Consider the following 12883-nt stretch of genomic DNA (forward strand, 5'->3'; position numbering starts at 1 on the left):
GTGACCGCTGCCGTTTTTTATGGGTCCCCTATAAATAAGAACAGTCCCAGATCACCGCAGCACTGCTACCTGCCCATGCCGCGGGTCTGCCCAGGCTTGCGCAGCCAGGGCTAGCCGGAACGCACTCGCCCTACATCCCCAGCCCTTGACCCTGTTGGCGCTTGTGCTCCCGCTTGTGCGCCGGCCTCGACTTGATACGGGCGATCAATCGCTCTGCGGTTTGTCCCAGCTCTCGAATGAGCTTGCTGAAATTCCGTGCCAGATTCCGATCCTCGTCCTGCGCAGGCTTCCTACCGCGCAGCGGTTGCCGCTCCTTCTTCACCTGGCCCAACAGTTCCTTCATCCGTTTTTCAGCCACCGCATCTGCCAGGCGCTGACGCGTCTGACCCGGCCGCCTCCGGTCGTCCCGCGACTGAGCAGTGGGTTGCTCTCCGCGCGCAACAGTCGGCGCCCTCGGCTTGCGAGCTCGCGCGGCGTCTTGCTTGCGCTTGAGCGCCAGTCGTTCCAGCGCGTTGACCTTGAGCCGGTCTGTGCCGATGCGCTCGGCCAGCACCTCGGGATCGAGGGCATCGTCATTGCCATACAGGCGATAGTTTTCTTTCATGCGCGTGAAGCTCACCAACACGGACTGCCGGTCGAACATTCCCAGGTTCGCCAGCTGCCTTACCTCCAACATGCCTAGTCCTTGAGCTTTATGGTTGGTGCTGGCAAAGCCGTAGCTCACATCGGTGTATCGATCAGCTTCAAACTCCACCAAGTTGTTGTCTTTCATCGAAATATCACTTTCCAACCGCACGGCGATTTTGGTCCGCCCTTTCGATTGGGTCACGCGCTCGACTACGCCGACATCGCCATTGTCGACCCCGATGTCTCGTTCGCCTTTTCCGAACCGAATGCGGTCGCCCACCGCAACCGGCAGGTCGATATCCTTGCCGGCCTCGGTGCCCTTGATCAAAACATCTTCCGACTTCAATCGCCCCGCCGTGCGCATGCTGTCGCGAATCTTTCGGTTGAGCAGCGCGACATCCTCGTTCGTGCACCCGAGCACAAGCTTTTCGCGATCGGGCTTGGTAGAAGCCATATGCTCGCTCACCAGGTTGTCCACGGCATCGGATTGAGTGCGATACGGCGCCAGTTGCCCGTTGGCCTCCAGTCTCTCCAGGATTTTCTCGCCCAGCGCGCGGTTTTGGGCCCGGCTTCGGATCTCCTGACCCTCCTCGTAGAACGTGCTGGCCGTATCCCGGTCGACCTGGCGCTTCTGACGCCGAATGCCAGTCAGCCTCGCTTCGCCTACCGCTTCCACGGCAAGTCGAAACGGCGCGCCCGACTCAATCGGCTGCAGCTGCAAGGCGTCCCCCTGAAGCACCAGTTTTGCGCCAGCCGTGTCGCAGTGTTGCTGGAGCTGGTCGACCGTATGAGAGCCGGCCATGCCGGCTTCGTCGAGCACCACGACGCTGCGGGGGTGAAGCACGACCTTGCCGCTTTTCAGTTGCGACAGAAGGGAGCGAGTGGAGTAAGAGGTGATGCCGCTTTCGGACTCAAGCTTCTTGGCTGCCTTCCAACTGACCGCGGTGCCAATGACCTCGTGTCCCTGGTCCTCGAAAGCCTTCACCCAAGCGCCACTCGTAAAGGTCTTCCCTGCCCCGGCCACTCCGGTTATCACGCACACACCTCCGGTGCCGGTCGTCGCCCATTCAACCACCTTGCGTTGTTCGGGATCGAGCGTCACACCCTTGAGTTGCTCGTAGCTCGCTACAGATTCGGCGACCCGAACGGGGTCAAGGCGAACCACTTGGTCCTCGCGCCGCTCCTTGGCGTTTTCAACGATCCGCTTTTCGCGGTCGAGGATCTCTTGACTGGCGAAGTTGACCTCTCGATGACGGATCGCCAGCTGGTAGCTGGCGTCGTCGGGGTGAAGTTCCGGCGCAGCCACCTGCACCAGCTTGTTACGCACGAGGAAGTTGTCGACTTCTTGGATCATGGCCTCGGGACTAAGCCGCCCCATCGACTCCAGCGCAATCCGCTCCAGCAATTCACCACGTGTCCATACCGCGTTTTTTTCGTGGAGCCTTTCGAGGGTCTCCTCATCGGTAACCGCCTCGCCAAAATTATCTTTCAGACCGACGACGGCTTCTGTGGACGCAAAGAGCTTGGGATCTTCGCGCCGAAGGCTCGCGAACGTCTCACCCCAGATGGCCACGAGCTCCTCGAAAGGTGGCTCCTCTTTTTCCTGGCGCGTCGCCAACGTTGCAGCCTGGGAAGACACCCCGGGATTTTGCTTCAAGTATTCGACGATTGCCTCACGTCGCTTTGAAAAAATATCCTCGACACTCTTGTCGATGCCGGCAATCCCAAAATATACATTTCCAGTGCGCAAGCCGTCCTTGTCAAGCTCATAGCGCTTCTCGATGCCGAAACCCAACTTGCGCATCTCGTAGGCCAAGGTCGCCCGGTAAAATGCTCCTACCGTCTTCTGCTGCTTGTAGTGTTCCTCCGCAGAAATCTTTCCCCACTGTCCATCCTCGCCTTGAACGACCGAGTAGCGCAGTGCATGGGTGTGAATTTTTGGGTCAAGAGATCTGCTGCCAACGTGGTGATGCATCGAGACAACCATTTTGGCGCCGATGACTCGTTTTCCGCCGCGCCCACGCCTCGTCTCAGCATGCTCTTCCAGATAACCGAGCGCCGCTTTCGTCGCGGTGATGTGGGCATTCATGATTTTGTCGCGCATCTCCGGCGTGGCATCCGCATACGCGACGTCGACCGCTTTCGTCGTGTGGAAAGTGCAGTCGGCGCCCACACGATGGCCGCCGCGCAAACGCTTCAGTTCGTTGCCGTCCTTGTCGAGCCGCGGGTTGCCATGTTTGTCCTTGATGACCTCTTCCCGAGGCGGCTGGCCTGCGTTCCGGCACAGTGCTCTTCCGTCTTTGCCGTCAGCGCCAGGCGCGAAGCCGCGGGTCAGCGATTTCATCTGCTCTTCTTTGACCTTTCCTTTGAGTCCGAGCGCTTCGGCGCCACCGCCCCACCACTCCGAAGCCGAGACGGCCAATCCGTCTTTGTCGCGGTAGTATTCGACCGCGAGCATGTATTGGATGACGGCCTCTCCCCCCTTCGTTTTGCCTTGGGCATTCAGCTCCGTAATCTTCATCATGGCACGCTCTCCTTGCGGTTCTGATCGACTGGCGTTTCGGAAAGCTGGGCGAGCAACTGCTCGACCACCGCACCGACCTCATTGGTCGGTTTGGTTTGAGGTTCTGGTTGAACAGGGACCTTTGGTCCTGACTCAGGCCTTGTCTTGTCCGGCAGCGTCCATGCTGCAGGCACATGAGCCGGCCGCACATTCTTTGGAGCGATGACAGGCCAGTCGAGCATCAGCACGTCGGGACCGACGCCGGCGACCAGCGCCCGGATGGCGTAGCCCGTTTCCGAAACCTTTCTGCTCACCTGACGCCTACCAAGTTCGGTTGAAAGAACGCTCGGATCGACGACGGAGCGTGTCTCTTCATGCGCGGTCGGGCCGTTGGAGAAACAGACCCGTTGCCGACCGAACAGCGCTGCCACCTGGTCACGGTCTTCCGACATTTGCATGCGGCACACCACGTGCGTGCCAAGCATTCCCATCAACGCTTGTGCTTCCTGCTGGTTCATCGCATTTTGCAGCTGGAGCATGCTTTGGCACGCGGCGACCACCACCACGCCCTTGCTTCTGCCCTTGTCGATGGCTGCTGACACGTTCAGCTTGAGGGCGGGCAGTTCATCGAGGACGAAGAGAAGCGTTCGCTCCGCTGAGTCCGGCATCGCGGGGTTAATGATGGTCTGCTCCAGAAGCTTGACCATGGCGCCGATGTAGCTGCGCGTGAGCGCCGCGTCTTGACCGGCTTGAACGATCAACTGGCCCGGCCCACGAAACTCGTCTACGGCCCATTCGCGCAACGAAATCTTCTTCCGACCTTCTTCGTTGCCCCAGGCGGCTGCAAGGTTATCGATGCAGACGGTGTGGGCAGCAAGGGTTGCGAGAATTCCGAGCGATGTCGGCGAGTCCTCATCACCCATCAGCACCGCGGCCTTCGGAGCGTGCTCGGTCAAAAGTTCGGCCATTGCCTCGCGGCGGGAGTTCACACGGTCGGCCAGCGCCCCCCAACCCCATTGCGTGCCCCGCTCGATCCTGAGCGAGGTAATCGCGCCAACCAAAACGGATCGCGCCGCCTCGGGCCAAAACGGGTTGCTGCCTTCCACCGGCAACAGCGTCTGCGCAAACGTGGCCGCCGCCGCCGGTGTATCGAGGTCGCGCCCGATGTCCCAAATAAGCGACCGAGCATCCCAAGGAGAAATAATAGGGGCCTTAAATTTTTGGGTGAAGTCGCCTTTCACGTCCAAGCAAAAGAGCTTCGGTCGTTTCTGACGAGGCATTGCGAATATTTGCACGAGCAAGTTCATCAGGATTTGCGTTTTCCCTCCTCCCACCGCCCCTATTACGAAGAGATGTCGGGTAAACCGGTCCCTGTCCAATTCGAGATCTGGCGCGAGCTTGAGGAAACCTGGCTTACCGCCTCGGTCGGCGACCGCCGCCGCGCGCGCGGCCTTACGCGCGGCGTCGCCCGACAGCAAGCGCGGGCCGCTCACGTGCCGGAGGCGCGAATGCGGGCGCAGGCCGTAAGCAAACGAAAGTGACCCGGACAGTAGACCCGCGCCGAGTGAAAGCCATGCCCGGGTCCAGAGTTCGGCGCCTTCTTCCACGACGCCGATGGGATGGAGGGCTTCTCCGAGAAATCCGAAAAACGAAAGACCTGGGCATTCCCCCAGCAGCGGAAGATCGCGCCATAGCGCGAGACCAATGAAGATGTAGGCGGCGGAGAACCCGAAGAGGCCCGCTAGCGCGGCTTCGTCCCATCGCCGCACACGCACCGAAGGCGCCAGCGAGGCCGGCGGCGGTCCGAAGCAGTCATGGATAGGTCCGTGGAGCACGGCTCACCTCGGTGCCTTGGAGACAAGCTCGGATGGCCACGAGGCGACCATGGTCCGCGTCAACGCATCCAAACGAGTCCAGGCCGCCCGTTGCGCCACGAGCATTTCGACCACTTGGCCAGCCATTTTGCGAACGGTAGAAACGTCGATGACTCCGGAATCTGCCGCTTCAGCAAGGAGCTGTTCGGCTTCTGCAGCCGCACCGTTTCGCGTAGCAAGCGCCCGCACACGAGCGCCCGACCCGGCCGGCGCGCGCAAGGCTTCTTGAGAAGCCGAACATGCACGCAGGGCTGATCCGAGGAAAGCGTTGAGCAAAAGCACATCGCAGCTCACTTTCATTCAGAAACATTTCCTATGTCATTCAGTAGCACTGGGTCAGCCGCTCGGCGCCTGACCGCGCCGAGGCCGAGGGCCTGCCCACTTCGGTCGTGGCGCGGACATCCGCAGCCGCTCTTCCTGGGCGGAACGCGCGCTACTTTCCGACACGTCGCTACCATCAGGCTCCCCAGGCTCCTCACTCGCCACGGCCGGAAACCGCACATCATCAACGTGCTCTTCTTCCATTTCTTTCATGGTTTTCTCCAGTTGATTGTTCTTCGGGCATCCCGCCTCGCTCTCGGAATCCACCGCCCCGCGATCTTCGTTCGCGACGCTCCGGTGTCCGTCTCGCTCGAACGAATCCAGCCCGTCGAACAAGTCGTCGGATTGGACCGTCACCGCCGCGCTCGACATGCCGAGCAGCATCTTCAGGAAGCCGCCAATAGCTGCCACGTCGCTTGCTCCATGTTGGGTTGTCGCCCCCCGCGCAATTCGAACCAGTCCGGCGCCGTGCATACGGCCGGCTGAGGCGGACGGACTTGAATGCCACAAGAAAGCGATGGTGCGTTGCCGAGCGCAGGGTCCGGCCCGTCGATCCACATCAGTGCGCCTTCGACGCCGCTCTTGTCCAGCCGGTCGAAAACGCCCGGGTCCACAGCCGGGCACCCAAGCGACCGCCCTGGATGGCCGTAGCTTCGCTCTTGCACATAGGACGATGGATGAAAAACCACGTGCCTCGCTCTGGCAGCATCGTTGAATCCGACGTCCAAGCCATCGAGGGAATAAGCTCGGCGGCCCTCTGCGTTCGCGAAACGCTCTGCGATTCGATAGAGCCCAAGGCTCGTCATGCCACTGTCTAGGAGGTTTCCGAATTTGGACGGCATACCATCGTCTTTCGGGTCCGATCCGGAACCGTGGGCGACCTTAGACTTGACGATCACCGTCGGATTTTCGGGGTCACTTAAATCGAACGCCCAAAGGCGCTGGCGGGAGCTGGGCAAGCTCATGTCAACGACAATCAAACGCCTGGTAGCCCTGCCCTCCTCGGACGCATGACATTCGTAGGCCGCTTGAGCTCGTTCGGCGACAGCAGGACTCATTGCCGGCGCAGCATGGGTAAGATCGAGCATGCTTGACTCCTTGAGAATAAAAGGTCCCCTCTTATTATCAGGAATAAGCCGTGAAATATGGGTTGTCAAGGGTATGCTCATCTAAAGATATCTCGCTTCTTGTCGGCTGATTAAAAGAAGCCCGCTTCTGCGGGCTTCGTTCTCGATGTTGTCGAATCTCACATTCGCATCCGTAGGCCGCGCTCCTGGACTTGTTCCGGTTGCCGCTCCGGCTCGACGTTGGGGTCGGGACGGGTGCGCATCCGCAACCAATCAGGTTTGTTCTCTTGCGTTTCCCTGGTTTGTTCGGTGGGCCGCGATCGCATCGTCAACCAATCACGCGCGTCTTGCTTTTGTTCCGCAGCCTGCTCCGATGGGCGGGAGCGCAGCTTTAACCAATCCTCCTTTTTCGGTGCATGCGAACCCAGGCGCGCGTCTGCCTGCTCGTCCGGGGTCCAATCTTTTGCCTTGCCGGCATGCGACAAACTCACGCCTCCGTATCCGAAGTCGCCTCCTGCTGCCACGCCATTAGACTGACCTTGACGCTGCTCATCCGCCCCGCCTGAACGCCCAGATTTCGTTAGATGGGCTTCGGCCATGCGGCTGCGTCGGGCTTGCAGGCGAGCCGAAAGCCCTTCGATAAATCCCTGTTCGAGGTCAACGTCTATCGCACTCATTTCACTCCCCCTGTCGAGCTCGGCTTGCTGGCGACGGAATCCGCCTTACTACCAACCTCCGATGCATTGCCTGTGTTGTCAACCGACTGCGGCTCCTCAAATTTTGCGATGGCGCAAAGATCCCTGCGAGGAACGCCGCCGCGCATCACTTCAATGACGGCGACATAGGGCTCCTTCAGATCCGCCGCGTCGGCGTCAATGAAGATTGGCTGCATCTTCCATTCGCCCCCGCGCGCCACCGCAAGCGTGAGATTGCTCTCCATGTCATACCCGCTGGACGCCCCCGCCGTGCCTCCGTTGGGCAGGGCAATGGGAGCACGCTGCCCAATGTCTTCCGCGAACGTGCCTGCACCCAATCGCCGCCGCCGGTTATAGAACTTCCTGGCCGGGTGGTGCGGGTCGGCTAGCGGACTTTGGGCCAGCATTTTCCAGCCGTTCCGGTAGTCAATGGCCACTCCACGCGAGCCGAAGATGAGCGACCAAGACGTCCCAAGCTGTTCCTGGAACCACGCCATCGTTTTAGCCGATGTAGTAAAGGTTGCCCTTGAGCGAAAGTTGCTAAGAAACGCTCTGGTGCCGACTTCCCCGAGTTTCTTCTCAAACTCTTCGATGCTTTGTGTAGCGTAGATGCAGATGCACCCCATTGAGCGCCCCTGCTGCGTCATGACCTGGTCGGCTTCTCCCACTCCGATTTCTTGCGCTTCGTCGACCAAAATGGCAACGGTTTTTTCCCCGCGAATCTTCCAAGGGCTCATCTTGCCTGGCTCTTCCTCAGGCCCGCGAAGGCGAAGTTTCGTCGTCACGCGCGCCTTCACCAGCGCCTGAATGACTTTTCCCGCCTGCCCGTATTGCGCCGTCGGAACTAGGATACCGATGGCCGCGCCTCGCAAGCAGTCGGTTGGGTCCACACCTGTTTCGGCGCTCGCCCACGGCTTCAGATCTTCGTTTTCCGTGATCGGCCGAAGCCAAGAACAAAGCGTTTGGTAGATACCACCGCGCGTGTCTTTGGGCATGCCTGGGATTGATCTGATGTAAGTCAGGGTGTCGGCGATATTGAATCGCCCAGGTTGTGCCACCTCGTGTGCCAAGGCGTTCTTGACCACGGTCACGGCGTTCTCAAGGCTCTTGATGTCCTCCGTAATATCTTGCTGGATGAATGCTGCAACTTTGCCGATCTCGCTGTAGGTCCAGCGCCACTGAACCTCGAAAGGTTCGTCCGCTTCGGCTGACGGTTCCACCTCGCCTTCAGCGATCTCGTGCTGCTTCTTTTCTTTCAGCAGTGTCTCTCGGATCTTTTCCGACCGAACCAGGGCATCCAGGAAGACCGCCGCATGAAACAACATCGTGCTCGCCGAAGAGACGAAGAAGCCGTGGTTGCTCGTGCCGCTGTTGGTCACGTCACCCTGCACGTTGAAAACTTGATAGATTGCGTCTCGAATTTCATTCGGAGACAGGCCTTCCACCAAAGCCAGCGTGGACACTTTCGGTCGAATGATCCGATAACCGGGCCAGTTAGTGAAAATCGCAGGAAGCACTCCTTTCCCGTCGAGAACGAGCATCCCACCCATTTTTGATTTGAAGTAATTCCACGCGATGATGCTGAGCAGGTTGCTCTTCCCCGCTCCAGTCGTTCCAAAACAAACAAAATGCGTGGATAGGTCGTTCAGGGACATCACCATGGGCATCCCGGGGTCTGGCGCGAAGGGATCGAAGCGTTTCGTGAAGACGCCTTTCGAGTCGCCGAAGTGAATGACAGGGCTTAGGTCTCTTTCGACGTTTTTTGCTTGCTTCAAGCGCGCGTCATACCCGCGATCGGCAGGGCCAATGGTTTCCAGAAGGCAGGTGTTGCCCTGGTGTTCCAAGCGAAGCCAGCGTCGCACCATGCAACTGCGCGCATAGGCGGGTGCAAGGCAACAAGCCGTCGCAATCCAAAACAGTTGGGAGAGGCCCGCCGGCAGCAGGGCCGAGATCGTCTGAAGCAGGAGCAAGCCCGCGAGCCACTTTGCCACGAGCCTCAGGCGATAGTTGTTGATCACCACAGCGGCCAGACACAGGACGACCGTGGCAGGAAATAGCCACGCCATGACGCCCACGGACCCGGGCAGCTGTGCCAATAACCCTACGGATTGGACGCCAAAAACAGGAAGCAAGACGCCGAACACCGCAGCAAGAATCGTCCACATCCGGCTGGTAATGTTCGATATGACCACAATGACGCCGGCCGCAGCGATTAGCGGCAGCACGAGCCCTGCCGTGCCCAGAAGAGCTTGCCCAAGAGCGGCGAGCACAGAGAGCACAGGCAGCAGCGCGAACAGGATGGGCGTCGAGGCCGACAGGAACCCGACCTGCGCGTCTTCGGGGAGCATGCGACCCGCAATTCGATGGCCCGACCGCAGACCAAACAGCCTCGGAAGTTTGTCGTGGAGGTCGGCGGCCAGGAAAGCAATCTTCGGCACGTCCCAACGCTCGGTTATGTCAAAGGCTTCCGCCTTGGCTTCCTTGATGATTTCTTCGAGGGGAAGCCACGCCGAGGGCAGAAGACTGCGCAACAACGCGCGCGTCGATCGTTGATTCGCACCGTCTTGCGGAGTCGTCGTCGCAGCGCCGGCTGACCCGGTTGGAACTTGGCTCGTGTTCATTGAATACCCCTGGCCCTATTCTTAGTGAGAAGGTTTGGACTGGCCCGCGTCGCCGCAACGTTTGCGGAATGCGGCAAATTGTTCTGGCTTTAGCTGCGTGGTGCCGTAGCGTTTCACGAGTTCCTCGCAGTCGACGTTCGCCAAGTCTCTATCCAGAGCAGACTGTTCTATCGATACACTCACGCTATGGAAGACAGAGCCCACACCCCGAATCCCCACCAGCGCTAGCATGCCGACGAGGGAAAGGATGAAAGCCAAGGCGGTTGCCGTCCAAGCTGCGCGCTGGAAGAGGCGGATGCGTAGTTCGTTCACGACCAGCCGCCCGCGCACCTTCGCGTCCTCGACGTCTACGATCGCTCGATCTCCGGGTTGAAAATAAAAATCCCCGAACTCTTCATTGAGCCCAAGCCGCTCATGGCTGGCAATCAGGCGACGTCCGAGAAAATCGAGCAGCAGCGATGTCAGCGAGTAATTGGCATTCTTCATAACGTTTTCCCCTGTCTCTATCCTTTCTACGACGAGTCCCGGACCTGGCAAGGGGGCCCGTTAAAAGGCCCCCTTAATTCAGTGCCCGCCCAGGTGAAGCTTTTCATCCAGACGCCGCGCCGCACAGCTGAACGCGTTGCAGGTTTCGAGGCTCACTGGGGCTTGCGCCACGGGCGAGCACGTGGAAAGAGTCGCTTTGGCAGAAAAGTGGCGATCAGCGGAAAACACCGCGAGCACCGACCCGTCCGGAAGTGGACCGGACGCCCACCCACCGTTGGCGTCAGTCGTCAACGTCGCGTTCACCGCGATGCCCTGCCCCGTGAGCGATACCGTGGCTCCGGACAAAGGCGTGCCGTCCTGGCTCACGACCGCACCTTTGATGACGCATTTCTTGCCATCTGACCCGGACGTGGTCACCGTCGTGGTGATTGCTCCGCCGCCTTTCGCCATGACGAAGCCGTTCCGCGTCGCCGTGATGAGGCGAGCCGCCAGGCAGCGAGAGGCCACGCCCACCGCATCACGCTGGGCGGGCGTCATGTCCACCACCGTCTTGCCGTTGCTCGAATTGATATCGAGCAACCGGGCCTCGCACGTCGCACGGTCAATGGACCCCGTCGCGACCGCCACCGGAGACGCGGGAGCTGACTTGGGGGCGGGCGTTCTTGCTACCGGTTCGGACTGGGTGGCCGGCGCGGCTTTCGGCGCCGACTTCTGTGCCAGGCCATAGCCACGCGCGTCGGCAACGAGCGGAGCGGGAGACAGGCCCAGGCACGCGTAGCCAAATTGCGTCCAGTCCTGTTCACGCACCGTGAGTGCTCGCTTCAGTTCGTGGACGCGATTGAGGCTGTCGAGCCCGAGAGCGCACGTCTGCGCCGTGGCAGTCGGCGGAACCGGAGGCACCACCTCCGCCAGCCCTTCGCTCGATGCGCGCGTTGGCGCCGTCGAGGCCATTGGTTCCGAAATGGGCGCCGCTTCCGCTGCATTGAATGGAGTCATAGGCGCGCGGCTCGCACTCGCTCCACCAGCCTCTGCCAATTTTTGGCAAGCCGCCTGAAATTTGTTCCATTCCTGGATGCCTTCGACCTGGCCACTCGCCTTCAACCGCAATTGGTTGAAAATCGGAAGGCGGGCCGCACACGTCTCCGGCGTTGCTTGCTCTGGAGACGGCGCCGGTTCCAATGTCGGTTGACGTCGGGCGATGTAGGATCCGTAGTTGCCGTCGAAAGGCAGTCGAGTCAAACCGAGGCAACGGGCAGTGAACGCATGCCATGCATTGAGTCGGGCCAAGTCGCTTTTGTCCGGACTCAGGTTTTGCGCCCCTTCGTTGATCGATGGGATTCCTGCCACGCAGGTTTCAGCCGTCACGGCCTGGGGTGGCCAGGGCGCACCGGGCACCGCAATCGGTGCGCTGCTAACCGGCGATGTCCGAGCCTGTCCCGCATTCGCAGTCGTGCCAGTCGGTCCCGCGGCGGCGATCGTCGATGCGGGCGCCGGCACCGCTTCCTTCAGATGTTGTTCGACCTGTTCAGTGCTGTTTCTCCCTTCGACCGCGCCCTGCTCCACCAGCCGATGCCCGTTCCATAGGATGAGCCCGATCGCCACTAGGGCGACCGCGGTCGCGCTGCCCCACCAACGCAGGACAAGCGGCCAACGGATTTGTTTCGACTGCGCCGCAACTCGTTTGCTGTTTTCTGCGGTCGCCTGTTTGACTCGCTGGACCAGCCGTTCTCCTCGCTGATTGAGATCAACGGCAACGTCGCGCATGTTTCGGAGCCCTTCAAGGATCTCCGGCGCCGCGACTTTGTCATCAGGATGCTGACCATCGTCCGAAGGTCCCGACAGTTCGTCGAAGTTGAAAAGGTCGTTTTTCTTGTCGGTGTTCACTGCCTATCTCCCCAATTATTGTTCAGTGCTTCAGACGTCGTTTCGTTCGCGGATGGCTTCCACCGCTCCGACCACCATCGACGGAAGCGTGAGGAGGCCAACCACGGCCATGACGCCGGCAGCGATCAGACCCGGCACCCCGAACTGCGGCCCGAGCGCGACGAAAGCGATGACGACAACGATGCCGCCGAGTTGATCCATGACCGACCCGCGAAAGCGGTCGTGGGCTTCCAGCATTTCATTCAAGAGGCGATACATACCGTTCTCCGTAAACTGTCAGATGGTTTCGGGGCGTGACTTTTTGGTCAGCCAGTCGTCTTTGCCTTGTTGGCTGCTCGGCTGCTTTGGCGTATCGGTGGCGGCGACGCGCTCCACCTGGTCGCCGGTGAGAGCGGCCCTTAGGACGGCGAGCACTTGCTGCAATTCTTTTTTTTGCTCTGTGCGTGCGAGTGCCGTTTCCTCGCGCACTACTTCCAACATCTCTTGGATGGCGAGTTCGAATCTGCCGGCGTATCGGTCGAACGCTGCCTCAGCTACTTCAGCCGCGATGACACCAGTGTCGAGTCGGTTCGTCAGGGTCTGGCGCAGAAACTCGGCGGCGGACAGACGCCGGCTCTTGGCCTCTGTCCTTACCGCAGCGACCAGCTCGGTGTCGGCCCACACGACGAGCTGGCTCTTTGCTGTTTTCGTTCGCATCGTTCCTTCTCTTCGCAGGCTTCTAATTCCACGGTAATCAAGATCGGCGACCTGGCAAGTGCACGAGGCGAATTTGGCTCTGCCAAAGGCTTTCAGGCGATTTTGTTTC

Annotated in this window: 10 protein-coding genes; all 10 read right to left on the reverse strand. The window is 60.2% G+C overall.

The features are described from left to right. Nucleotides 1-130 precede the first annotated feature (130 nt). The 10 genes from mobF to FFS30_RS11355 all read right to left on the reverse strand — a co-directional run bounded on the left by mobF (nt 131) and on the right by FFS30_RS11355 (nt 12774). Entirely contained in the window at nt 131-3151 is a 3021-nt protein-coding gene (gene mobF, locus FFS30_RS11310) for a MobF family relaxase (protein WP_137913231.1), read from the reverse strand. After that, nucleotides 3148-4965, reverse strand: a complete 1818-nt coding sequence (locus FFS30_RS11315) for a type IV secretion system DNA-binding domain-containing protein (protein ID WP_137913232.1) — start codon at nt 4963-4965, stop codon at nt 3148-3150. The genes mobF and FFS30_RS11315 overlap by 4 nt, the downstream gene beginning before the upstream one ends. 375 nt (nt 4966-5340) lie before the next feature. Beyond that, complete coding sequence (locus FFS30_RS11320; protein ID WP_137913233.1) at nt 5341-5736, reverse strand: hypothetical protein; 396 nt, start codon at nt 5734-5736, stop codon at nt 5341-5343. Further along, on the reverse strand, nt 5712-6413 hold the full coding sequence (locus FFS30_RS11325; RefSeq protein WP_171014571.1) for a murein L,D-transpeptidase catalytic domain-containing protein: 702 nt from the start codon (nt 6411-6413) through the stop codon (nt 5712-5714). The genes FFS30_RS11320 and FFS30_RS11325 overlap by 25 nt, the downstream gene beginning before the upstream one ends. 158 nt (nt 6414-6571) lie before the next feature. Then, a complete protein-coding gene (locus FFS30_RS11330) occupies nt 6572-7069 on the reverse strand; it encodes a hypothetical protein (protein ID WP_137913235.1) in 498 nt (165 codons plus the stop codon). Beyond that, nucleotides 7066-9708 carry a DUF87 domain-containing protein gene (locus FFS30_RS11335; RefSeq protein WP_137913236.1) on the reverse strand — a complete coding sequence of 881 codons (2643 nt, stop codon included), beginning with the start codon at nt 9706-9708 and terminating at the stop codon, nt 7066-7068. The genes FFS30_RS11330 and FFS30_RS11335 overlap by 4 nt, the downstream gene beginning before the upstream one ends. 21 nt (nt 9709-9729) lie before the next feature. Beyond that, nucleotides 9730-10194 (reverse strand): hypothetical protein, encoded by a 465-nt coding sequence (locus FFS30_RS11340; protein ID WP_137913237.1) that lies wholly within the window; start codon nt 10192-10194, stop codon nt 9730-9732. 78 nt (nt 10195-10272) lie between these two features. After that, a complete protein-coding gene (locus tag FFS30_RS11345) occupies nt 10273-12078 on the reverse strand; it encodes a carboxypeptidase regulatory-like domain-containing protein (protein ID WP_137913238.1) in 1806 nt (601 codons plus the stop codon). Nucleotides 12079-12108: 30 nt separating this feature from the next. Then, complete coding sequence (locus FFS30_RS11350; protein WP_137913239.1) at nt 12109-12336, reverse strand: hypothetical protein; 228 nt, start codon at nt 12334-12336, stop codon at nt 12109-12111. An 18-nt stretch (nt 12337-12354) separates the two neighbouring features. After that, a complete protein-coding gene (locus FFS30_RS11355; protein ID WP_137913240.1) occupies nt 12355-12774 on the reverse strand; it encodes a hypothetical protein in 420 nt (139 codons plus the stop codon). Nucleotides 12775-12883 lie beyond the last annotated feature (109 nt).

The sequence above is a fragment of the Rudaea sp. 3F27F6 genome (assembly GCF_005503555.1).
Taxonomy (GTDB): domain Bacteria; phylum Pseudomonadota; class Gammaproteobacteria; order Xanthomonadales; family Rhodanobacteraceae; genus Rudaea.

Excerpts from the sequence above, each read along its gene's own strand:
- mobF (WP_137913231.1), bottom strand. The coding sequence starts at position 3,151 with ATGATGAAGATTACGGAGCTGAATGCCCAAGGCAAAACGAAGGGGGGA.
- FFS30_RS11350 (WP_137913239.1), bottom strand. The coding sequence starts at position 12,336 with ATGTATCGCCTCTTGAATGAAATGCTGGAAGCCCACGACCGCTTTCGC.
- FFS30_RS11355 (WP_137913240.1), bottom strand. The coding sequence starts at position 12,774 with ATGCGAACGAAAACAGCAAAGAGCCAGCTCGTCGTGTGGGCCGACACC.
- FFS30_RS11340 (WP_137913237.1), bottom strand. The coding sequence starts at position 10,194 with ATGAAGAATGCCAATTACTCGCTGACATCGCTGCTGCTCGATTTTCTC.
- FFS30_RS11325 (WP_171014571.1), bottom strand. The coding sequence starts at position 6,413 with ATGCTCGATCTTACCCATGCTGCGCCGGCAATGAGTCCTGCTGTCGCC.
- FFS30_RS11335 (WP_137913236.1), bottom strand. The coding sequence starts at position 9,708 with ATGAACACGAGCCAAGTTCCAACCGGGTCAGCCGGCGCTGCGACGACG.
- FFS30_RS11330 (WP_137913235.1), bottom strand. The coding sequence starts at position 7,069 with ATGAGTGCGATAGACGTTGACCTCGAACAGGGATTTATCGAAGGGCTT.